The sequence below is a fragment of the Bradyrhizobium sp. CIAT3101 genome, assembly GCF_029714945.1.
GTDB lineage: Bacteria > Pseudomonadota > Alphaproteobacteria > Rhizobiales > Xanthobacteraceae > Bradyrhizobium.
On the sequence record NZ_CP121634.1, the window covers coordinates 1,485,598 to 1,508,503 of the forward strand.

Annotated in this window: 22 protein-coding genes; 19 read left to right on the plus strand and 3 right to left on the minus strand. The window is 60.9% G+C overall.

Annotated elements, in window-relative coordinates:
- Window positions 1–2: 2 nt before the first annotated feature.
- Window positions 3–959 carry a LysR family transcriptional regulator gene (locus QA645_RS06785; RefSeq protein WP_283049088.1) on the minus strand — a complete coding sequence of 319 codons (957 nt, stop codon included), beginning with the start codon at window positions 957–959 and terminating at the stop codon, window positions 3–5.
- 100 nt (window positions 960–1,059) lie between these two features.
- Between QA645_RS06785 and QA645_RS06790 the strand changes: the two genes are divergently transcribed.
- The 14 genes from QA645_RS06790 to QA645_RS06855 all read left to right on the plus strand — a co-directional run bounded on the left by QA645_RS06790 (window position 1,060) and on the right by QA645_RS06855 (window position 15,518).
- On the plus strand, window positions 1,060–1,899 hold the full coding sequence (locus QA645_RS06790) for an SDR family oxidoreductase (protein ID WP_283049089.1): 840 nt from the start codon (window positions 1,060–1,062) through the stop codon (window positions 1,897–1,899).
- Window positions 1,900–1,973: 74 nt separating this feature from the next.
- Window positions 1,974–2,600, plus strand: coding sequence for a flavin reductase family protein (locus tag QA645_RS06795; protein ID WP_283049091.1), 627 nt, complete (start codon window positions 1,974–1,976; stop codon window positions 2,598–2,600).
- Entirely contained in the window at window positions 2,597–3,316 is a 720-nt protein-coding gene (locus tag QA645_RS06800) for a hypothetical protein (RefSeq protein WP_283049092.1), read from the plus strand. The genes QA645_RS06795 and QA645_RS06800 overlap by 4 nt, the downstream gene beginning before the upstream one ends.
- 762 nt (window positions 3,317–4,078) lie before the next feature.
- Window positions 4,079–4,798 (plus strand): hypothetical protein, encoded by a 720-nt coding sequence (locus QA645_RS06805; RefSeq protein ID WP_283049094.1) that lies wholly within the window; start codon window positions 4,079–4,081, stop codon window positions 4,796–4,798.
- A 47-nt stretch (window positions 4,799–4,845) separates the two neighbouring features.
- Entirely contained in the window at window positions 4,846–5,310 is a 465-nt protein-coding gene (locus tag QA645_RS06810) for a (2Fe-2S)-binding protein (protein WP_283053108.1), read from the plus strand.
- Window positions 5,311–5,317: 7 nt separating this feature from the next.
- Window positions 5,318–7,492: a molybdopterin cofactor-binding domain-containing protein gene (locus QA645_RS06815; RefSeq protein WP_283049096.1), complete on the plus strand. Its 2,175-nt coding sequence runs from the start codon at window positions 5,318–5,320 to the stop codon at window positions 7,490–7,492.
- Window positions 7,489–8,811, plus strand: a complete 1,323-nt coding sequence (locus QA645_RS06820) for a cytochrome c (RefSeq protein ID WP_349253189.1) — start codon at window positions 7,489–7,491, stop codon at window positions 8,809–8,811. The genes QA645_RS06815 and QA645_RS06820 overlap by 4 nt, the downstream gene beginning before the upstream one ends.
- A 30-nt stretch (window positions 8,812–8,841) precedes the next feature.
- Window positions 8,842–10,206 carry a Dyp-type peroxidase gene (locus QA645_RS06825; RefSeq protein ID WP_283049098.1) on the plus strand — a complete coding sequence of 455 codons (1,365 nt, stop codon included), beginning with the start codon at window positions 8,842–8,844 and terminating at the stop codon, window positions 10,204–10,206.
- 112 nt (window positions 10,207–10,318) lie between these two features.
- Window positions 10,319–10,642 carry an NIPSNAP family protein gene (locus QA645_RS06830; RefSeq protein ID WP_283049099.1) on the plus strand — a complete coding sequence of 108 codons (324 nt, stop codon included), beginning with the start codon at window positions 10,319–10,321 and terminating at the stop codon, window positions 10,640–10,642.
- A 32-nt stretch (window positions 10,643–10,674) separates the two neighbouring features.
- The gene (locus QA645_RS06835) at window positions 10,675–11,799 is read left to right on the plus strand and encodes a DUF4331 family protein (protein ID WP_283049100.1); all 1,125 of its coding nucleotides are present in this window, start codon (window positions 10,675–10,677) and stop codon (window positions 11,797–11,799) included.
- Window positions 11,796–12,869, plus strand: a complete 1,074-nt coding sequence (locus tag QA645_RS06840) for a tetratricopeptide repeat protein (protein ID WP_283049101.1) — start codon at window positions 11,796–11,798, stop codon at window positions 12,867–12,869. The genes QA645_RS06835 and QA645_RS06840 overlap by 4 nt, the downstream gene beginning before the upstream one ends.
- A 37-nt stretch (window positions 12,870–12,906) precedes the next feature.
- Complete coding sequence (locus QA645_RS06845) at window positions 12,907–13,422, plus strand: hypothetical protein (protein ID WP_283049102.1); 516 nt, start codon at window positions 12,907–12,909, stop codon at window positions 13,420–13,422.
- A gap of 347 nt (window positions 13,423–13,769) precedes the next feature.
- Window positions 13,770–14,999 (plus strand): 5-aminolevulinate synthase, encoded by a 1,230-nt coding sequence (gene hemA / locus QA645_RS06850; protein ID WP_283049103.1) that lies wholly within the window; start codon window positions 13,770–13,772, stop codon window positions 14,997–14,999.
- A 90-nt stretch (window positions 15,000–15,089) separates the two neighbouring features.
- Window positions 15,090–15,518, plus strand: a complete 429-nt coding sequence (locus QA645_RS06855) for a hypothetical protein (RefSeq protein WP_283049105.1) — start codon at window positions 15,090–15,092, stop codon at window positions 15,516–15,518.
- A gap of 120 nt (window positions 15,519–15,638) precedes the next feature.
- Here the strand turns inward: QA645_RS06855 and QA645_RS06860 are convergent, their stop codons facing one another.
- Both QA645_RS06860 and QA645_RS06865 read right to left on the minus strand, forming a co-directional pair.
- Complete coding sequence (locus QA645_RS06860) at window positions 15,639–15,854, minus strand: dodecin domain-containing protein (protein WP_283049107.1); 216 nt, start codon at window positions 15,852–15,854, stop codon at window positions 15,639–15,641.
- A gap of 1,006 nt (window positions 15,855–16,860) precedes the next feature.
- Window positions 16,861–17,319, minus strand: a complete 459-nt coding sequence (locus QA645_RS06865; protein ID WP_283049108.1) for a helix-turn-helix domain-containing protein — start codon at window positions 17,317–17,319, stop codon at window positions 16,861–16,863.
- 204 nt (window positions 17,320–17,523) lie between these two features.
- On the opposite strand from QA645_RS06865, the gene QA645_RS06870 reads away from it, so the two are divergent.
- From QA645_RS06870 to QA645_RS06890, 5 genes are read left to right on the plus strand one after another with little or no spacing between them, the layout of a single operon-like run.
- Window positions 17,524–18,162, plus strand: coding sequence for a 2-hydroxychromene-2-carboxylate isomerase (locus QA645_RS06870; protein WP_283049109.1), 639 nt, complete (start codon window positions 17,524–17,526; stop codon window positions 18,160–18,162).
- 58 nt (window positions 18,163–18,220) lie between these two features.
- Window positions 18,221–19,768 (plus strand): class I adenylate-forming enzyme family protein, encoded by a 1,548-nt coding sequence (locus tag QA645_RS06875; protein WP_349253175.1) that lies wholly within the window; start codon window positions 18,221–18,223, stop codon window positions 19,766–19,768.
- A 47-nt stretch (window positions 19,769–19,815) separates the two neighbouring features.
- On the plus strand, window positions 19,816–20,553 hold the full coding sequence (locus tag QA645_RS06880) for an SDR family oxidoreductase (RefSeq protein ID WP_283049110.1): 738 nt from the start codon (window positions 19,816–19,818) through the stop codon (window positions 20,551–20,553).
- Window positions 20,554–20,564: 11 nt separating this feature from the next.
- The gene (locus QA645_RS06885; protein ID WP_283049111.1) at window positions 20,565–21,746 is read left to right on the plus strand and encodes an acyl-CoA dehydrogenase family protein; all 1,182 of its coding nucleotides are present in this window, start codon (window positions 20,565–20,567) and stop codon (window positions 21,744–21,746) included.
- Window positions 21,747–21,769: 23 nt separating this feature from the next.
- Window positions 21,770–22,900 carry an acyl-CoA dehydrogenase family protein gene (locus QA645_RS06890; protein ID WP_283049113.1) on the plus strand — a complete coding sequence of 377 codons (1,131 nt, stop codon included), beginning with the start codon at window positions 21,770–21,772 and terminating at the stop codon, window positions 22,898–22,900.
- The last annotated feature ends 6 nt before the right edge of the window (window positions 22,901–22,906 follow it).

A 22,906-nucleotide genomic window follows, 5' to 3' on the forward strand; every position in this document is an offset into this window, starting at 1 on the left:
CACTATTCCGGTCGATCCTTTGGCTCAGTCAGAACCTGTTCCATCTGGAAAGCTGGCGCCTCGAGCTCCGCAAAGACTTTCTTCAGCCTCGGGGCCGCAAAGTCGAGGAAGGCGCGCACCTTGATCGGTAGAAACCGATTGGCCGTGTACACAAGATTAACCGGTAGTGGCAGGGGCTGGAATTCATCGAGCAGGGGCGTAAGGGCTCGGCGCTCGAGAGCTGCCCGGAAATGATAGGCGAAGGCTGAGGTAATTCCGATGCCGGCGCATGCTGCATCGCAGGCGGCCTCGACGCTGCCGACCACGAGCCGTGCGTGCACGGGTACCGCAACGGCGATCTGATCTTTGAAGAATGTCCAGACATCGGGTGACATGAAGCCCGCATAGGTGATGCAGTCATGCCCGGCGAGATCGTCGGGCGTGCGCGGCGTTCCGTGCGCAGCGAGGTAGGCGGGACTGGCGCAAACCATGCGGCGCGTGGTGCCGAGGCGTACCGCAATCAGGCTGCTGTCGGGCAGCGCGCCGATGCGCAGCCCAAGGTCGATCTGCTCCTGAAACAGACTCTGCACGCGATCGGCGAGGAGCAGATTGGCCTTGATATCCGGGTAGGCCTTGAGGAAATCCGCCAGGATCGGGATGAGGTAAGCGCGGCCAAGCCCGACCGGAGCCGTCAAGATCAGCTCTCCTGTCGGAGCGGTATATTCGCCGGAGGCGGCGCGCTCGGCCTCGGTCACGTCGGCCAGAATCCGCTTGCACGCGGCAAGATAGGAGCTGCCTGCGTCAGTAAGGACCAGCTTCCGGCTCGACCGGTTGAACAGCTTCGTCCGCAAGTGCGACTCGAGCTCGGAGACCTTGCGGCTGACCGTTGCCAGGGGCGTTTTCAGTTGCCGCGCCGCGGCCGACAGGCTGCCTGTCTCGACCACGGTCAGGAAGGTCGACATCGCTTCCAGACGATCCATCAGCTCCTCTTCCATATTTTGGAAGGATAGCTCTCGACTTTGCCATATAGCGCCAGATTTCGGAAGGTCTTAGCTGTAGACGCAACAGAGGAGAACGTCCATGAGCACCACAATCAAAGGCACTGCGTTGATCACCGGCGCATCGGCTGGCATCGGCGCCATCTATGCCGACCGTCTGGCCCATCGGGGTTATGACCTGATCTTGGTCGCCCGCGACAAGAACCGTCTCGCCGGCCTCGCGCAACGCTTGAGAAGCTCGACCGGCCGCTCTGTCGACACGGTCGCAGCAGACCTCAACGACAAGACGGATCTGGCCAAGGTCGAGGCAATCCTGAGCACGAACGCGGACATCACGCTGCTGGTCAACAATGCTGGCGTTGGGGCCACGGCGCCGCTGCTTGACGCCGACGTCGAGAAGATGGACGAGATGATCCGCCTCAATGTCGGCGCGCTGACCCGACTGACCTACGCCGCGGTCCCGGGCTTCGTCGGCCGCGGCAGCGGTACCGTCATAAATATCTCGTCGATCGTGGCGATCTCTCCCGAAACGCTCAATGGCGTTTATGCCGGAAGCAAAGCCTTCGTGCTGGCCTTCTCCCTCTCGCTGCACCATGAGCTTGCCGACAAGGGCGTGCGCGTCCAGGCCGTCCTGCCCGGCGCCACGGCGACCGACTTCTGGGACATCGCCGGTGTGCCGGTCCACCAGCTACCTGCTGCGATCGTGATGACCGCCGATGACATGGTCGACGCCGCACTGACCGGCCTCGACCAGGGCGAGGTGGTCACCATTCCGTCGCTCGCCGACAAGGCCGATTGGGACCGATATGAGGGCGCGCGCATCGCCATGTCAGGCAAGCTCTCAAGCGCTGTCCCGGCCCCTCGATACAACGCCAGAGAAAATGTCTCGACGTCGAAAGCTACCGCAATGTCGACGCGGTGACCCGCCGGCAAGAGTTTAAGGTCGACAACAAAGGGTCGAAGCGAGGCGCTAGAGCCGACTAGATCGGAGAAGCCATGCAGTTTGATTTCGAAAGAATGGCAGCACTCGAACGCTACAGACTGCTGCTGGCGACCGTTTTGCCACGGCCGATCGCCTGGGTGACGACCCGCGACGCTGCCGGCGCAATCAACGCCGCGCCGTTCTCGTTCTTCAATGTGTTCGGCAGCGATCCGGCGACGGTAGGTATTGGCATCGGTAGCAAGGGGCCGGCTGAGCCAAAGGACACCCGTGCCAATATTCGTACCAATGAACAATTCGTCGTCAATCTGGTGCCGTTCTCGTTGGCCGAGCAAATGCGTATCACGTCGATCGCGTTTCCAAGGGGCGTCGAGGAGCCGAAGGAGGCAGGCCTGTCGCTGGTACCCTCGTTACGGGTCGGCGTACCCCGTATCGCAGAAGCGCCGGTCTCGATGGAATGCACCTTCATGCAGGAGATTGCGCTCGGCAGCTTCTCTCTGGTGCTCGGCAAGATCCTGATGGTGCATGTCAAGGACGAGGCTGTAACCAATGCGGCCCGCCAGCATGTCGATGCCGAAAAGCTCGATCTGATCGGCCGCATGGAAGGCGGCTGGTACACGCGCACGCGCGAGCGTTTCGAAATGCCGGCGATTGCACTTCAGGATTGGAAAGGAAAGCCATGAACGAGTTGCTGACGAAAGTTCTCGACGCGCACGGCGGTTTAGAGCGCTGGCGCAGCTACAACAAGGTTGAGGCCACCATTATCAGTGGCGGCGGCTTCTTTGCCTTGAAGGGCGTCTTGCAGGATGCAAATCCGCGCCGCATGACTGTCTGGCTTAACGAGGAGCGATCGTCCGTCACGCCATATGGGGCGGCGGATCAGCGCACGATGTTCACGCCCGACCGGATCGCTATCGAGAAGCTCGACGGTACGGTGGTTGCCGAGCGGCGCATGCCCAGGGATTCGTTTGCCGGGCACCAGATGCACACGCCATGGGACCCGCTGCATCGCGCTTATTTCAACGGCGAAGCGCTATGGACCTACCTCGCCACGCCCTTTGCCTTTGCGATGGATGGCTTTCACGTCGAGGAGACCGCGCCCTGGCAGGAGGGGAAGGAGACCTGGCGAGTGCTGCGTGTCTATTTTCCCGGCTCCATCGAGACGCACTGCCAGGTTCAAGATTTCTTCTTTGACGAGACACTCGAGCTTCGGCGCCACGACTACAGCGTCAATATCGCCGGTGGCTTCCCCGCCGCGCAGCTGATGCTGGAATACACCGAGGCCAATGGCGTGCGCTTGCCGAGCAAGCGTCGCGCATACACGCGCGGTCCCGACCGGCGCCCAATATTGGATATGCTGATGGTATCGATCGACATCAGCGACGTTGCCTTCTCTTAGACGGCTGAGTCTGTATGCGACTCGCGTCGAGGTACTCGCACGCGTATTCGCCACGATTTGCTGGGATTTGCATTGCTTCACTCGCACCGACGCCCCTTGTCGCATATCAATTGGCCTATCGGAGGCGAACGATACTCCTGAGTGCTTGGCCCCGGCGTCCCGTCCCTTCGCCGCGGCTTCCCGCGGCCGGTCCTTTCCCTCCCTGAGGACCGGCCGCCCCCTCCGTAAGGCGGATGGACCGCGGTGTTGGATCGGATGGGCATGGAGGAGGTTGTTCGGATCGCGCTCGGTATCGAGACCAACGATCACAACTTTTGGAGCAAATGATGAAAAAGCTTTTCACTTGTGCGACGGCAGCGATTTGCTTGGTCGCATTTGTCTCCGCCGCGCAAGCCCGTCCTGCGTATGACGGGTCCTGGGACCTTTCCTTCGTGACGCAAAGAGGCGCGTGCGATCCGACCTATAGCTTCTCGGTCAATATCACCAACGGCGTCGTCACGCATCCAAATCTGGTGAGGTTCAGAGGCCGAGTGGCACGCTCGGGTGCCGTGCGCGCTTCCGTGACTGTTCAGGACAAATACGCGGCCGGCTCAGGCAGACTCTCGAATGGTTCAGGTCGCGGAACGTGGAGCGGTTATTCGGGAGGCGCGCGTTGCTCAGGCTATTGGACCGCCGTGCGAAACTAACGACAGTGTGGCGCTAGCAGTAGGAGCTTTTTGGTCCGGGAAACTGCCGCGATCCTGCTTGAGGGAGGGGTAACCCATGAACGAGTTGCTGACGAAAGTTCTCGATGCGCACGGTGGTCTGGAGCGCTGGCGTAGCTACAACAAGGTTGAGGCCACAATTGTCGCTGGCGGTGGCTTCTTTGCCTTGAAGGGCGTTTTGATGGACGCAGATCCACGCCGCTTGACTGTGTCGCTGCACGAAGAGCGATCGTCACTCACGAATTTTGGGGCAGCGGATCAACGCACCATGTTCACCCCCGACCGGATCGGCATCGAGAAGCTCGATGGAACCATCGTCGCAGAGCGGTTTGCGCCCAAGGATTCGTTTGCGGGGCACCAGATGCACACGCCGTGGGATCCTCTGCATCTCGCCTACTTCAACAGCGAAGCCCTGTGGACCTACCTCGCGACGCCCTTCGCCTTTGCAATGGACGGTGTCCGGGTCGAGGAGGCGGAGCCCTGGCAAGAGGGGAAGGAGACCTGGCGGGTGCTGCGTGTCTATTTTCCCGGCTCGATCGGGACGCACTGCGAAGTTCAGGATTTCTTCTTTGACGAGAAATGTGAGCTCCGCCGCCACGACTATAGCGTCAATATCGCCGGTGGCTTTCCGGCCGCTCAACTGATGCTGGAATATACCGAGGCCAACGGCATGCGCTTGCCGAGCAAGCGTCGCGCTTTTACGCGCGGCCCCGACCGGCGTCCGATCCTGGATATGCTGATGGTATCGATGGAGATCAGTGACGTCGCCTTCTCTTAGGCATGTCGGTCGATCTGAACAAGTTCGAGAAGATTGCAGGAGTTCATATGGCAACGACGCTAACCATCAATGGTCAGGAAAGATCCATCGATGTGCCGCCAGAAATGCCCCTGTTGTGGGTCCTGCGGGACATTCTCGGTTTGACCGGCACGAAATTCGGATGCGGCATGGCACAGTGTGGCGCTTGCACGGTGCATGTTGATGGCAGACCGGTGCGCTCTTGTGTGCTCCCCGTTGGCAGGCTCCAGAGCCGCACGATCACCACCATCGAAGGCCTCGGTACGACGCCGGTAGGGGCGGGGGTGCAGAAAGCGTGGTTGGATCTCGAAGTCGTGCAATGCGGCTATTGTCAGTCCGGCCAGATCATGTCTGCCGCCGCACTATTGGCTTCGACGCCGGATCCAGACGACTCCGACATCGACGCAGCGATGGCGGGCAACATCTGCCGCTGCGGCACTTATGTGCGAATTCGAGCTGCCATCAAGCAGGCAGCGTCCACTCAGAAATCGTAAGGTGCGCATGACCGTCACGACCGAAGTTTCGGAGATCTCGCGTCGTCGCATCCTCGGTGGTGCACTGGCGACCGGTTTCGTATTCGCATTCCATCTCCCGGTTGGCGCAGCCCGGCCGCCGCAGCAAATGGATACGGCCGACGGAAAGTTTGCACCAAACGCGTATATCCGCATCGACGAATCCAACCAAATTACGCTCATTATGCCACAGGTCGAAATGGGGCAGGGCATCTACACCGGCGTCGCGACGATCCTTGCCGAAGAGCTCGATGCAGACCTAACTCAAGTCGTTCTCCAGCACGCGCCGCCGGACGAGAAGCTCTATGCGAACCCGTCGTTCGGCATTCAGGCCACCGGCGGATCAACCTCCGTTCGGGCGTTCTGGACCCCACTGCGCGAAGCCGGCGCAACCGCGCGGGCTATGCTCATCAAGGCCGCTGCGGACCAGTGGCAAGTCACGCCGGCAAGTTGCAGCGCGGCCTTTGGCGCGGTACTCCACGTCGAAAGCGGCCGTAGGTTTCGCTACGGCGAGCTCGTCGACACCGCCAGCAAGCTGTCTGCGCCAAGCGATATTCCGCTGAAGGACCCGAAGAACTTCGTTCTAATCGGAAAACCTTTGAAGCGTCTCGATACGCCTGACAAGGTCAACGGCAAGGTGATCTATGGCATCGACGCCATGATACCCGGCATGAAGTTTGCGACGTTGGCGCAATGCCCGGTCTTTGGCGGCAAGGTTGCCGATGTTGAAGACCATGCCGCGATGCAGATCCCCGGCGTAAGGCAAGTCGTGGTGCTGGATGATCTGGTCGCTGTCATTGGCGATCATACCTGGGCCGCCAAGCGTGGGCTTGAGGCCCTGAAGATCACCTGGAACGAAGGCAAGAACGCCAACGTCAGTTCAAAGGACATTTGGGGCCATCTTCGCGCCGCCAGCGAAGGCGCAGGTGTCGTCGCCAAATCCGTCGGAGACGTCGCCGACGCGCTGCACCTTGGCGAGACGTACGAAGCCTCCTACGAAATGCCGTTCCTTGCCCACGCAACCATGGAGCCTCTGAACTGTACCGTCCACGTGACACCGAATTCCTGTAACGTCTGGGTGGGAACGCAGATCATCGCGCGCGCGCGGTCGGTCGCCGCCAAGGCGGCCGGGCTTCCAGAAGACAAGGTGACGATCCATCAGCACCTGCTCGGCGGTGGATTCGGGCGCAGGCTCGAGGTCGACATGATTGCCACGGCGGTGCGCATCGGTAGCAAAGTCGATGGCCCGATCAAGATCACCTGGATGCGGGAGGAGGACATCCAACACGACATCTACCGGCCAGTTTACCGCGATACAATTTCAGCAAGACTGTCCGGCGACAAGGTAGTCGCCTTCAAGTACCGCGTCGCCGGATCTTCGGTGATTGCGCGATGGTTGCCGCCCGGCTTTCAGAAAGGCATCGATGACGACGCCATCGATAGCGCCGCCGACACCCCGTACGATATTCCAAACTTCCAGGTGGAATATGTCCGTGTCGAGCCGCCTGCGGTGCCGACCGGCTTCTGGCGCGGCGTCGGTCCGAACAACAACGTGTTCGCCATCGAAAGTTTCATGGACGAGCTTGCCGGCAAGGCGAACAAGGACCCAATCGCATTTCGACGTGACATGCTTGGAAAGACGCCGCGTCTCCGGCACGTGCTGGACCTCGTGGCGGAAAAGTCGAACTGGGGCCAGCCATTGCCGCGACGCGTCGGCCGGGGCGTCAGCGTCCAGCCGACGTTCAATACATCGATTGCTACCGTGGTTGAGGCAGAGGTGGACTCTGGCGGCGACGTCTACATTCGCCAGGTGACACTCGCTGTGGATTGCGGGCTCGCCATCAATCCGGACACCGTCCTAGCACAGATCGAGGGCGGCATGATCTTCGGTCTCACCGCCGCATTGTATGGCGAGATCACGCTGGAGAAGGGGCGCGTTCAGCAATCCAACTTCCATGATTATCGCATGCTGCGCATCGACCAGATCCCGAAGATCAATGTCCATCTCGTCAAGAGTGCCGAGGCGCCTGGCGGGATCGGTGAGGCCAGTGTGGTCGGAGGACCCCCGGCCTTGCGCAACGCCATCTACGCGGCGACTGGGGTCGCATTGCGTCGGCTTCCGATCGATCGGCGGCTTATTGCGGAGAAGAAGTCGTGGCTTTGAAGCAGCTCATCGGGGCTATCATCATCATCGGCGGCATCGTTGCGCTGGGCGCAGTTTGGTACGTGCGCGGCCCTGGTCCGTTGGCCTTCACCGGCGGTAAGAGCGTCGCGCTGGCTGACTACAAGGATGGTGATCCGACCGGCGTGCCTGCCTCCATGGGACAGGCCAGCCTCCTCGAACGTGGCAAGTATCTCACGGAGGCTGCGGACTGTGGGGTTTGCCACACCGCGCCTGGCGGCAAGGAATATGCGGGCGGTTTTGCGTTCAAAATGCCCTTCGGAACGATGTACTCCACCAACATCACGCCCGACAAGGAGACGGGTATCGGCAAGTATACCGACAAGGAGTTCCTCGACGCGATGCATCGGGGCGTCCGCCGCGATGGCGCGCGACTTTATCCGGCAATGCCCTACACGTCCTACACTTACATCACGGACGCTGATGCACTCGCGATCAAGGCGTACCTGTTTAGCCTTGCGCCGGTGCGCGCGGTCCCGCCGGAAAACACGTTGCTATTCCCATTCAACCAGCGTTGGGCGATGATGTTCTGGTCAGCGGTGTTCAATCGCGATACGCGCTTCCAGCCTGATTCTTCGCAAAGCCTCAAATGGAATCGGGGGGCCTATTTGGCTGAAGCGCTGGCGCATTGCGGCGAATGCCACACGCCTCGCAACATCGGCTTTGCACTCGATAACCGCAAGAAGTTTGCCGGAGCTCCGGTGGGAGGCTGGCGCGCCTTCAATATTTCTTCCGACAAGGCTACAGGCCTTGGCAGCTGGACCGATGAGGACATCGCCTCCTATCTTTCGCCCGGACATGCACCGGGGCACGGCACTGCATCAGGAGCGATGGGTGAGGCCGTCGATCACTCTTTCAGCAAGATGACGCAGGCTGATATCGAGGCCATGGTCGCGTTCGTACGGAGCGTTCCACCCAGCACAACACTCGAGTTGCCTTCACGATCGGCGCCCGCGTCGGCCTCCCACAAGGATGGCGTAACCGCAAACCTTCTTGGGAAGAAGGTCTTCGAGGGCGCTTGCGCGAGTTGCCACGGCTGGACCGGTGAGAGCGCGGTATCGTCATTCGCGACGCTGACTGGAAGCGCTGCCGTGAACGATCCGAGTGCGACGAACGTGGCACAGGTTGTTATCGGCGGTACGAGACGCCTGACACCCGCTGGAGCGTTGTCGATGCCGTCGTTCGGCGCGTTCTCCGACGATGAGATCGCCGCGGTCGCCAACTACGTCACCGCCCGCTTTGGAGCCAAGGGCTCATCGCTCACGGCGCAGGATGTCGCGAACCTCCGAACACAAAACTGATCAGCCACCACGCAGAACGAGCTCGGTTTGATGCTTAAGCCTTCCACACCCGCCCTTGATGTGAGCGATATCCAGGCCACGGTCCTGCGGCCACGCCCGTCGCCCTACGTGGGAGAATACGTCGTTCTTCGCATCGACGACGCGGCGCAGGGGCGAGAGATGTTACGCCGAATAATCCCGCACGTCGCGCCCGCCGACGAATGGTGGGTGCCATCGCTACCAGGCTGGCTAGGAATCGCCTTCACCTACCAGGGCCTCAAAGCATTAGGGCTGCCGCAGGCCTCCCTGGACAGCTTTCCCATCGAGTTTCGACAGGGGATGGCCGCTCGTGCCGCGATACTGCACGATTTCGGCGGCAACGCGCCGAGCAATTGGGAATATCCGTTCGGCAACTCCGAAATGCATGTCGCACTAGCGGTCTACTCGGACAATGAGCAGCATCTCGGCGAAGTTCTGGAACGGGCGCGCCAGTCCCACCATGATCTCGCGCATGTCTCAGTCGTCTATCGCATGCGCTTCAATGAACTGCCGGGCGGGCGCAATCCATTCGGTTTCCGGGACGGACTGCACAATCCGCACGTCGAAGGGAGCGTCGCTGAAGAACACATCGCTCTTGTCGCAACCGCAAGCGAGCCACCGATCAAGGCCGGCGAGTTCGTCATGGGTTATCCGGACGAACTCGGCCAGATTGTGCAGGCGCCGATTCCTGAGGAGCTGCGGCATAACGGCACCTTCGTGGCCTTCCGCAAGTTTCAGATGGATGTCGCGGCGTTTCGCAATTACCTGCGCACGCAGGCAGCGTCGCCCGAAGAAGAGGAGCTGCTCGCGGCCAAGATGATAGGGCGATGGCGCAGCGGAGCGCCCCTCGCGCTGGCGCCCGAGCATGACGATCCCACGCTTGGCGGTGATACGAACCGCAACAATGATTTCGGCTATGCAGATGATATGAAGGGATTGAAGTGCCCGTTCAGCGCGCACATCCGCCGCATCAATCCGCGCGATGCCCTGAAGGACGACGTCGTCGACGTCAATCTCCACAAATTCCTGCGGCGCGGCACGAACTACGGATCAGCCTTGCCGGAGGGAGTGCTCGAAGATGACGGCGCCGAGCGCGGCGGCGTCTTCCTCTTGATCGGCGCACACTTGCAGCGGCAGTTCGAGTTCGTGCAGTCGCAATGGGCGACCGACGGCAATTTTATCAGTCACGGAACCGAACAGGATCCGGTCATCGGCAACAACGATGGTGAGGGCGTCTTCACTATTCCCAAGGTTCCGGTTCGGCGTCGTCTGCACGGGCTGCCTAGCTTCGTCTCCGTCCGGGGCGGTGAATATTGCTTCATGCCTGGCCTGCGCGCGCTGCAATGGATCGCGCGCTTGGGCGACGATACCGGCTAGACGCGCGCAGCGTTAGCAAGGCTTTGCATCGCTTTGTCAGCCTTCACTCGAAGTGCAGCGCAAGATCACCTAATTCAAAGCTCGATACTGCCGAAGATTTAGGAGAAGCACCGTGCTCGTCGATGTCCGCACTTATCAGGTCAAGCCGGGAAAACTCACCCAGGAGCTTGATCTTTACGCCAAACACGGACTGGCGGCGCAAATCCGTCACCTGGGTGCGCCGCTTGCGTATTTGCACGCTGAAAGCGGCGACCTGAACACCATGGTTCATCTCTGGACGTTTGAGGATGCCGCCGATCGAGCCTGCCGCCGCGCCTCCATGATGGCGGACCCGGAATGGCTGAATTACCTGAAGCTGGCCGATGAGGCCGCTTACCTGGAGGGGCAGCGCAACAGCCTCATGGTGCCGGCGAGCTTTGCCCCCATCAAACGGTGAGTGCGGTCATCGGTAACAAGGATTGTTCGACCATGTCCGATCACTTCTCCGGGCCTCGGGCCCTCTCCGAACCAGCTGCCGACATCACGGATGTGTATGCGTTTCCGGCGCCCGACAGTCCAGATCACCTTGTCTTGGTGCTGGACGTGTTCGGCAAGGCCGGCCCCTCGGCCGTCTTCTCCGACGCGATCATCTATCGGTTTCGAATACGGCCGGTTGAGATTGCTGCAATGGGTCCGGAAGCGGCCTTTGCACCGAGTCAAACTGAGTTCACATTTGACTGCACGTTCGACGTCCCGAGTGGCACCGGCAACGCAGTGCGCCCGGTTCAGTACGGCCGCTGTCTCACGCCGGATGGACGTGTCATCTCGTTTCGCGCCGACGACGAGAACGGCGGTGTGGATGACGGCGTCCAAGTATTCGCGGGCCAGCGTTCTGAACCTTTCTTCCTCGACGTGCGGATGATCGAGAAGACGGCAGCCACCGGCAAATTGTCGTTCAAACCCAAAGGGTCTGATACTCTCTATGGCACCAACATACTTGCCATCGTGATCAAGTTCGATTGGCGCAAGATGCTCAACGGCGGACCGCTCTTCGCCGTCGTGTGCGAAACGCTCGCGGCCGGCAAGCGACCAGTTCGAATTGAACGAGTCGGCCGTCCTGAAATCAAGAACGTCACTTTGAGCTGGAAGCAATTCGATCAGATCAACAGAGACCTTGAAATCCGCGATCTCTACAACAGCGAGGACGCCTTCGACGTCAAGCCCGACTATTTCGATGTCTATCGGATGCGGATGAACGCCAATCTGGCATTCCACGATGGACTCGACGGCAAGATCGATTGGCCGTTCGATCAGCACGGCAATCATCCGCTCACCAAGCTGCTGTTGGCGGACTTCCTGGTCGTCGATGCCTCGATGCCTTTCGCTGAAGCGAGCTACTTCGATATCGAGCATTCGATGCTCGAGGGCCGATCGCACACCACGCCTGGCGGCCGTTGGCTCAATCAGGATTTCATGGATTTCGTTTACACGCTCTATGTCAACGGCATAAACGGCCCGCCCATCAACGATGGCGTGGACGCGCCGATCGCCTGGTCGTCTAAGGCATTTCCGTATCTTGCGCCGCCCAACCCAACGAAGGCAGCGGTAGCATGATCGATCCGTCCGGAATCTCCGCGCCGGCCATTTGGCCCGCCGCCAGCCCGCTCACGCTGACGGACGGAACGATTGCCCTGCTCAATCTGCAGGCCCAAATCGATGGCCTCGAAGGTCACTGGACCTCGGCGGAAACAGCAACCCTGATCGATCTGCTCATTCTTCGGGGGCTCATCCTCGGGCGCATCAGCGATTATGAGCGAGCCGCGGAGCTGGCCAATCGTGCGGTCGGCGCTGCAACTGTGGACGCCGCAGCCTACATGGCGCGCGCGCGGACCCGCGCGGTATTTCATCGTTTTGCAGAGGCGCTTGACGATCTTGATAACGCCGATCGGATGTCGCCCGACGACGCCACCGCAAAGCGGGAGCGTGCGGTAATCCTGCAGGCGCAGGGGAGGTATCATGAATCGCTCGCAGCATACGCCACCACTGACGACCGTGTGAGCCAATTTGAACGATCTGCTGCGTTGACGGGCCTGTGGGCCGAGCGGGGCGAGGCTGACACGGCGCAGCGCCGTTACCTCGATAGCCTGCGCAGCTACCGCGGCATTTCTCCGTTTCCGGTGGCGCTACTCGATTTTCAACTGGGCGTCATGTGGATGAGGCATCAGCGGCTGGAGGAGGCGCGAACGTGCTTCGAGGTGGCGATAGCTCGCGTGCCGGCCTATGCACCAGCGCAAGGACACTTGGCGGAGGTCGAGGCAGATCTGGGCAACCCTGAATCGGCGCTGACGCGGCTGTACCCATTGGCCGTCTCTTCCGACGATCCCGATTACGCGGCGCAACTCGCGCGCATCCTCGGCGAAATGGGTCGGGACGACGAGTCCAGTGTTTGGCGCCGCAGGGCTGCGGACCGCTATGACGAGTTGACCGCGACGCACCGCGAGGCGTTCGCCGATCATGCGGCGGAGTTCTGGCTCGGTCCAGGTAAGGATCCAGAGAAGGGTCTACGCCTCGCAACGCTCAATCTCGAAGTGCGGGAGACGCCGCGTGCGCGTGAACTCCTGGCGCAGGCAATTGATGCGAACATCGCGGGAGCGACATCTGCTCGTTGCTTCAGCGTCACCTAACCCAATTGAGCAGCAACTCAGTCATGAGGAGAACACAGTGACCGCGAAACTCATCGAAAACGAACGCACCGCGATGTCGCAGCACATATCTCGTCAGCCCGACGGGCCAGGCAAGCGCATCGGAAAGAAAGGAGAAATTTCTGGCATCGGAAAGGTCGCTCCGGGCGGAGCGCAGCTGTTCCGCGAGCGCCTGCCGCAAATCCAGGCTGAGGCCGGCTACTGGGAAACGCGTATCGGCACAGTTCACGACTTCCGGGTAACGCTCATCGACAACGATACCCGCATCCTCTTTACGATTGTCTTCGATGGCGACTTCAAGCCCTACATCGCAGACATCCTGAGGGAGGCGTCTCCCTGGCTCGACCAGATCTTTCTCGGTGTGTGGGACGGGTTCAAGGGTACGCAGGACCGCAAATCTGTTGAAGAGCTCTTGGGCTTTGCTTTCGAATGCGACTTTTTCTTTGTAAGCAATCCGGATGTCACGGCCCGAGACGTGGCGAAGATGCGGCGTCTGAGCGGAGCCGTCAGCGAGCTGCTTGATGCGGCGACTTGAGGGTCACCGTCTCGAAGAGACCTTCCAGTCTTGCTTCAGCCCACTGCACTCGCGGGCAAGACCATCGCGGTCGTGCGTCACGTTTGCTGAAATTTGGATTGTTTTACTCGCACCGACGCTCCTCGTCGCATACCAATTTGCCTTGCAGGGGCTGACAGCTTCGCAAGCGATTGGCCCCGGCGCCGTCCCTCCGCCGCGGCTACCAGTGGCCGGTCCTTTCCCTCCCGGAGGACCGGCCGCCCCTCCGAACGGCCGATGGCTCGCGGATGCTGGATGGGATGGGCATTGGTCTCTTGGATCGGGGAAGTCCCAATCGTTGAGCCGAAAACGGACGGAGATTTCGCTCCATGGTCTACGATCATTTCTTTTCCGCAGCGCTTGCCCGCCTTCATGCGGAGCGGCGCTATCGCGTGTTTGCCGATATCGAGCGTATTGCCGGTCGATTTCCACACGCGATATGGCATTCAGCGGACGGTCCGCGGCCGGTCGTGATCTGGTGCTCGAACGACTACCTCGGCATGGGCCAGCATCCGAAGGTGATCGGCGCTATGGTCGAAACCGCGACCCGCATGGGTGCGGGCGCCGGTGGCACCCGCAACATTTCCGGTACCAACCATCCGCTGGTCGAATTGGAGCGTGAGATCGCCGACCTCCATGGCAAAGAGGCGGCGTTGGTTTTCACTTCTGGCTATGTATCCAACGAGACCGGCATTCCGACCATTGTGAAACTGCTACCCGACTGCGTGATTCTATCGGATGCCTGGAACCACAATTCGATGATCGAGGGCGTGCGCCGTGCCGGCGTTGACAAGAAGATCTGGCGTCACAACGATGTCGGTCATCTCGAAGAACTGCTGGCGGCGGAGGCGCCCGGGCGACTGAAGCTGATCCTGTTCGAGGCGCTCTATTCGATGGACGGCGACGTAGCGCCAGTGAGCCAGATTTGCGATCTCGCGGAGCGCTACGGCGCCATGACCTATATCGACGAGGTCCACTCGGCGGGCATGTACGGCCCGCGCGGCGCCGGCATTGCGGCGCGTGAAAGGGCGCTGCACCGGATCGACGTCATCGAGGGTACGCTGGCGAAGGCCTTTGGAGGGCTTGGCGGCTATATCGCGGCGAATGCTGACGTCATCGATGCGGTGCGCTCCTACGCGCCAGGATTCATCTTCACCACCGCGCTGCCACCGGCGGTCTGCGCCGCTGCCACCGCAGCCATCCGGCACCTGAAAACCTCGCAGTGGGAGCGCGACCGCCACCAGGAACGCGCGGCGCGGGTGAAGGCCGTGCTCAACGCAGCGGGGTTGCCGCTCATGCCTAGCGAGACGCACATCGTGCCGGTGATGGTTGGCAATCCCGAGAAGTGCAAGGAGGCCAGCGATCTCCTGCTCACCGAGCACGGCATCTATGTTCAGCCAATCAACTATCCGACTGTGCCTCGCGGATCCGAACGGCTGCGGATCACGCCGACGCCCTATCACGATGATGCTCTCATCGATGCGCTCGCTGAGGCGCTGGTCGACGTCTGGGAGCACCTCGGTTTACCTCTCCGTCACGGCGCGCTCGCGGCAGAGTGAGAGTAACAGTGGGGCGCTTCAACCCAGCTCTACCGACGATGCTGACGTGTAATCCGGCTCTCGCGTGTGCAGGAGCGAAGGAGAATGCGGGTGCTTGATCATATTCTGCGATTCATGACGCTTGGCACCGTCATCGTTGGCAGTATTGCGATCTACACTGCGCTTTACACCAACAATAGGCGTTTGGGGGCCGACATATTCCTGAAATACTCTGATCGAATTGCCGACGTGAGGCGCAACCTCCCAATAGCTGCTTTTGATGGACTTGACGGGCCTTGTCATTTGGAGATGACTCCGGAAGAACGTCGAGCAGCACATGAAATCATCTACTCGATCTTCGAGCTCTATGAGCTCAAAGTGCATGGCTACCTCCCATCGGAGGTCTGGAAGATAAGAGAGCCCGATATCAAAAGAACTCTTTCTCTCCCGAGTTTTCGACAAGAATTGGAAGCATTGGAGGGCAGATTTGCAAGACACCCACGCTTTGTGAGTTGGCTCGAACAGGTCAAGCGGACATAGCCCGGCTTGCGACCTGCAGAACATGTTTAGAGGCATGACTTCGGGAGGACTCGCTTGAAATGTCAATGCGAGCCCGATCCGGCGGTCGACGATCCGGCCGTGAAGCGAGATCACTTCAGGTCAGGAGCCCTCGAATTTGAATGAGACGTTGAGTTTGGCGCGATAGGCTTCGATCTTTCCCTGGGCGTCCAGTTGCATATCGAGCTTGACGACTTCTGCAACGCGAAGATCTCGCAGGGATTTTGCGGCTTGCTCAACTGCATTGGCGGCGGCCTTTTCCCAGGAAGTGTCGCTGGTCCCGATGAGCTCAATGACTTTGTAGACGCTCTCAGCCATGTTGTTCTCCCGTTCGGTATGAAGCAGGAAGCAGGTACTTCCTGCCGACGTCGAACCTAGCATCACGATGTCGGCGCTGAAAGGACGCGATATCGCCGCAGGGCAGGTGAGCTGGGCCGTGTTGCATCGCGGCAGGTCCGAGTGAGCGCCGGTTTGAAGGCCGGCTCAGGCTCTGGCAGATCCTAAACTTAGGTTTGGTCTTGTTAGCTAATGCACCGTACGCGATCGACCTCTGTGCAATGGTTTGGTTCTCCTCTCGTGGACTACGCTCGGGGCGTCAATTGTCCGATCTATCGCGCGGCAGTCGAGGAGTCACAGCGATGGGAATCATGGATGCAAGCGCATTGTCGGGTCTTGCTCGCAGGACGGCCGGGTCGGCCTCTGATTTCGCCGGTCTCGTTCGCAATCTGATTCTGGACGTCCGCGACAGCTACCGGCCCGAGTTGCACGACATGCGAGGTCCTGGTCAGAAATGGAGCGCCAAGCATCAGCCTTGGTCGAAATTCGATTCTCAAGCCGCACTCCCAGCTGGGCAGCAACAACTATCGCCGTCGTACGCACGGCGCGATGCGACCAGTCCCATTCGATAGTCAGCTGAGGTTGCGGAATCATGCCCGTCTCGAGGGGCGGATCCTTGGATTGTGCCCGTACCTCCGATCTGACCTCTGCTCGCGCTCCTTGGGCGGCGGTCGAGCTCCCGCGTAAGCTAGTGCAGGGGAGCGGCTTCGTGGCCGGTACCGCTGCGAGCGGGACATCTCCGGAGCCCGCGAAATCGATCCAGTCAGCTGAAGCCGTGGGGCGGAAGGGCGGCGTGAGGACCGTAGTGGCGGTGCCTGGACAAGAGTAGCGGGTCAGAGGAGGCCGCAACTCTGCGGCTCGCTCGTCGCGCCCCTTTTCTTCGGACTCGCTCTTGCGCCGCCCAAGTAAACTAGTTCGTTACTAGCCACTTCAGGAAGATGGCCAAATGGCGCGCTATGCCCGATCGATGCGTTCCGTCGCGGCCTGCCTACGCAGCACGGGCGCCGGGGCCTGGATGCACGTGGACTGCCTTGGCCGTCAATGGCTCGCCGCATTCCGAGCACACCATCACGGGGTCGAACATCTTTCCGCAGTTCTTGTGTTCGTGCAGCATCGGCCTTCCGCGCGCATCGACCATGTGGATGTTGCCCCAATGCACGATCGACATGATGATCGGATAGAGGTCGAGGCCCTTCTGCGTCAGGATGTATTCGTAGCGTTTGGGCGAGTCCTGGTAGGGAATCCGGCGAAGCACGCCAAAGCGCACCAGCTTCTTCAGCCGGTCGGCGAGAAGGTGGCGGGTGATTCCCAGCGACGCCTGGAATTCATCGAACCTGCGGATACGCAAGAAACATTCGCGGAGGATGAGCAGACTCCAGCGGTCGCCGATCACCGCCACTGTGCGGGCCAGCGAGCACGGCTCCTCCTCGAGCGTATCCCATTTCATCGATCTCTCCAGCGAATCCACCACGCGGTTACAAATAAATTCTAAATCGGAACTTACGGGAAATCAACAGGATGCGCAGAATGCGCGGCTATTGCCTGCATAATATGATCATCATCATATTGACAGTTCTAAAATAGAACCGTATCGATGGGGCACATCAATCGCGGGGCAAGCAAGCGCCGCCATCGCAGGGAAGGGTGCTCCATGGCGGCTCCGCTTAAGGTCGAGTTTCACTTCGATTTCGGCAGTCCCAATGCCTTCCTCGCCGAGCTTGCGTTGCCGGAGATCGAGCGCAGGACCGGCGTGAAGTTCGATTACATTCCCGTGCTGCTCGGCGGCGTCTACAAGGCGACCGGCAACATGTCGCCGGCCGAGTCCCTGCACGGCATCAAGAACAAGCCTGAATACAATGCGCTGGAAACCGAGCGCTTTCTGCGGCGCCACAACATCATGAACTTCAAGTCGAACCCGTTCTTCCCGGTGAACACGCTGATGCTGATGCGCGGGGTCGTCGCGGCCCAATTCGAAGGGATGTTCGAACCCTATTTCCGTGCCGCCTATCATCACATGTGGGTCGAGCCGAAGAAGATGGACGACTCGCAGGTGTTCCGTGCGGCGTTCCTGTCGTCCGGCCTCGACATCGACCGCATCATTGCCCGCGCCCAGCAAGACGAGGTCAAGAAAAAGCTGATCGAAAACACCAGCGATGCGGTTGCGCGTGGTTCGTTCGGCTCGCCGACCTTTTTTGTCGGGGACGAGATCTTCTTCGGCAAGGATCGCCTGCGTGAGGTCGAAGACGAGATCGTCGCCCAACTCGCTGCAGGGCAGCGCAAATCCGCATAACCGGGATCACGCGAGGCAATAACGGGGCCCAAAGGGCTGTCACAGGGAGGATTGATCGGTGGCTTCGACCCAGACGACGAGCGCTATTCCCGAGACTTTGCCAAACCGGATTCATGAGGTGATGGACCGATATGTCGATGCGACGCCCGACAAGCTGGCGTTGGTCGACGACAAGGCCAGCCTGACATATCGCGCGCTCGACCGGACCGTGGCCGGCGTCGTCGAGGCACTCGGGGCGCTCGGCGTGCGGCCTGGCGACCGTATGCTGATCGTTAGCGAGAATTCGATTCCGCTCGCCAGCCTGATCCTCGCCGCAAGCCGGCTGAACGTCTGGGCGACAGTCGCCAATCCACGCCTGTCCGCACGGGAACTCGACCAGATCAGGGACCACAGCGGCGCGCGTCGGGTGTTCCTGACGGCTGACGTTTCACAGGAAGCCGCTGCCCACGCCACGCGTTTGAATGCGTCGGTGCAGGATGTAGGCCCGCTCAAAGGGATAGGCGTCACCGCGTTGAACGAGACGACATTGCCTGAGCCGGTCGAGGCCGATGCCGCAAAGCAGGTTGCCGTCCTGATCTACACCTCGGGGACGACGGGGACGCCGAAGGGCGTGATGCTGACGCATCGCAATCTCCTGTTCAGCGCGCGTGGCACCGCGATATGGCGCAAAATGACGGCAGCCGACGTGCAATATTGCGTGCTGCCGATCTCGCACATCGTCGGCATTTCGCTGCTGACGATGACGCTGATGGTCGGCGCGACCGTGCGCCTGGTTGCCAAATATGATCCCGCCGCGCTGGTGAAGGCGATGGCTGATGAGGGCATCACCATCCTCAACGGCGTGCCCGCCACCTATCAGCGTCTGATCGAATATCGTCGCAATGCCGGCCTGCCGAAGCTCGATCGCGGCGCGCTGCGCCTGATCGCGGTCGCCGGCGCGCCGCTCGATCTCGACCTCAAATCGCGGGTCGAGCAGGAACTAGGCCTTTCGCTGCTTAATGGCTACGGCATTACCGAGTGCTCGCCCGGGATATCAGGCGTGCGGTCGGAGTCGCCGCGGGCTGACCACGCTGTCGGCACCGTGCTGCCTGACGTCGAAGCCAGGCTGGTCGGTCGTGATGGCAAGATGGTCGCCAACGGCGAGGTGGGTGAACTGCATGTTCGAGGTCCGAACGTGATGCGCGGCTATTACCGCGCACCTGACCTCACCGCAAAAGCGATCGACCCCGAGGGCTGGTTCAATACCGGAGATCTCGCTCGCTTCGAGGGCGAGGCGCTCTACATCGTGGGGCGCACCAAAGAGATGATTATTCGTTCGGGCTTTAACGTCTATCCCGCGGAGATCGAGGCCGTCCTTAGCACCCATGATGCGGTGGTGCAGTGCGCCGTGGTCGGGCGGCAGGTCGAGGGGAACGAGGAGGTCGTGGCCTTCGTCCAGTTGATCAAGGGCTCGACTGCGACCGCGCAAGATTTGCTGGCGCATGTTGCTCCCCAGCTCACCTCTTACAAGCGCCCGTCGGAAATCATCCTGCTCGACGCGCTTCCGGCGACATCCACCGGAAAGATCCTGAAGCATAAATTGGCGGAACAGTTGCGCAGCAGCTAAGGCGGCGCACCCGCCAACAACGTTTGCAGAACTCAGCGGAGAACATCATGCAGAAGAGAAACGCCACGGTGGCCGTGATCGGCGCAGGGGACTATATCGGCGGTGAGATTGCCAAGAAATTCGCTGCCGAAGGCTTTACGGTGTTTGCGGGCCGCCGCAATGGCGACAAGCTCGCGCCGCTGGTCAAGGAGATCGAGGCGGCCGGCGGTGAAATCCACGCCCGCTCGCTCGATGCTCGCAAGGAGGAGGAGATCATCTCCTTCCTCAATGACGCCGACAAGCACGCGCCGCTGGAAGTCTGCATCTTCAATATCGGCGCCAACGTCAACTTTCCGATCCTGGAGACGACCGAGCGGGTATTCCGCAAGGTCTGGGAAATGGCGTGCTATTCCGGCTTCCTGGCTGGTCGCGAAGCGGCGCGACTGATGCTGCCGCGCGGTGGCGGCAACATCTTCTTCACCGGTGCGACCGCGTCCTTGCGCGGTGGCAGCGGCTACGCTGCCTTTGCCAGCGCCAAGTTCGGTCTGCGCGCGGTGGCACAGGCGATGGCGCGTGAATTGGGGCCGAAGAACATCCACGTCGCCCATCTCATCATCGATTCCGGCGTCGATACCGAATGGGTGCGGCAGCGCCGTGCCGAGGCTTTGGGTCCCGACGCCCTCGACAATCCCAATCTCCTGATGCCGCCGTCCTCTGTCGCGACGTCCTACTGGCAGCTCTATCTGCAACCGAAGAGTGCCTGGACCTTCGAGCTGGAAATTCGTCCCTTCGGCGAGAAGTGGTAGGAGCCGGTCCAATGGAGCTCGCGTTATCACCGGAAGATGCAGAATTTCGCGACGAGGTGCGCGCCTTCATCGCCGCGAACTACCCGGCCGAGATGCGGGTTCCCAATCCGGAGACCGATCTTTCCAAGGAGCAGATGCTGCTCTGGCATCGCATCCTGAACAAGAAGGGCTGGATCGCGCCGCTCTGGCCTAAGGAATATGGCGGACCCGGCTGGTCGATCACGCGCCGCTTCATCTTCGAGCAGGAGACGTCCTGCGCCGGGACGATGCCACCGCTGGCCTTCAGCGTCACGATGGTCGGCCCTGTCATCTACACGTTCGGCAACGAGGCGCAGAAGAAGAAGTTTCTGCCGCGCATTCTCTCGGGCGAGGACTGGTGGTGCCAGGGCTATTCCGAGCCGGGCTCCGGATCTGACCTAGCCACTGTCCGCACCAAGGCCGTGCGTGACGGCGACCATTATATCGTCAACGGTCACAAGACTTGGACCACGCTGGCCCAGCACGCGGACTGGATCTTTTGCCTGGTGCGGACCGATCCAACCGCCAAGCCGCAGTCCGGTATCTCATTCCTGCTGATCGACATGAAATCGCCAGGTGTAACGGTACGGCCGATCATCACCATCGACGGCTCTCATGAGGTCAACGACGTCTTCCTGGAAGACGTTCGTGTTCCCGCCGAGAACCTGATCGGCGAGGAGAACAAGGGCTGGACTTACGCCAAATTCCTGCTCGGCAATGAGCGCACCAGCATGGCTGGCATCGGCCGCTCGACGCGCTACCTCGCGAAGCTCAAGAAGATCGTCAAGGCGGAGATTCCGGACGACGATCCGGCGTATCTCGAATTCATCAAGGAGATTGCCCGCATCGAGCTCGACGTGCTGGCACTGGAAGCCACCGAGCTGCGGGTCGTGGCGCAGATGGCGCGCGGCATCGATCCGGGGCCGGCGGCCTCGCTGTTCAAGATCCGCGGCACCGAGATATTCCAACAGATCACGGAGCTGACGCATCGTGCGATCGGCAATTATGGCCTCGCCATCCGCGAGCATCCGGTCAGCGCGAACCACTTCATGCCGGGGCCGGACTATGGCCACACGGCGTCGGAAAAGTACCTGAACTCGCGCAAGCTCAGCATCTACGGCGGATCGAACGAGATCCAACGCAACATCATCGCCAAGGCCGTGCTCGGTCTCTAGCAACAGCGCCATAAGAGGATCGGATGGATATCCAATTCACGGAAGAGCAGGAATTGCTGCGATCCAGCCTTCAGCGACTGCTGCGCGACCAGTATGATTTCGACGCGCGTCGCAAGATCGTCGCAAGCGAAGAAGGCCTCAGCCGCAAGCAATGGGCTGATTTCGCCGAGCTCGGCCTGTTTGCGGCAGCGTTTTCAGAGGACGCCGGTGGCCTTGGCGGCGGGCCGTTGTCCACCATGATCATCATGCAGGAGTTCGGTCGCCACCTCGTTGTCGAGCCGTTCGTGGAAACGGTCGTGCTTGCCGGCGGCCTGATCGAGCAGTCCGGATCGGACGCACAGAAACAGGCCTTCATCCCCGACATCATCGCCGGCACGAAGATCTGGGCCCTCGGCTGGACGGAAAAGGACTCGCGCTTCGACCCGGCGGCGGTCGCGACCACGGCGCGGCGCGACGGCGACGACTACGTTCTGACCGGCGAGAAGACCGCCGTGATCGCAGCGCCGTGGGCGGATTATCTCATCGTGTCTGCCCGGACTTCGGGAGGTCGCCGCGACCGCGCCGGCGTCAGCCTGTTCGTGGTCGATCGCCGTGCGGCCAATCTGCATCTGCAGGGCTACAAGACCATCGACGGACGCCGCGCCGCGGAGGTCAGCCTGAACAATGTGCGGGGCGAGCTGCTCGGCAATGAGGGCGAGGGCGTCGCCGCGCTCGAAGCCTGCCGCGATCGGGCCATCGGGGCATTATGCGCGGAAGCCGTCGGCGCGATCGGCGAGCTGAACGCGGCGACGCTGGACTATTCGAAGACACGAAAGCAGTTCGGAACCACGATCGGCTCGTTCCAGGTGCTGCAGCACCGGATGGTCGACATGTTCATCGCGCATCAGGAAGCGCTGTCCCTGATGCAGCATCTCAATCTTTCCCTCGGCGCGGACGAGGCCGGCGTCTCGCGGCTGCCGTCGGGGGCAAAATCGAAGATCGGCTATGCCGGCAAGTTCGTCGCCGACCAGGCGGTGCAGCTGCATGGCGGCATGGGCATGACCGACGAGCTCAACATCGGTCACTACTTCAAGCGCATTTCCGCGATCAACATCCAGTTCGGCGACCCCGCCTATCACCTGCTGCGGTACGCGCAGCCCGATGTGGCGGCCTAGACAGAG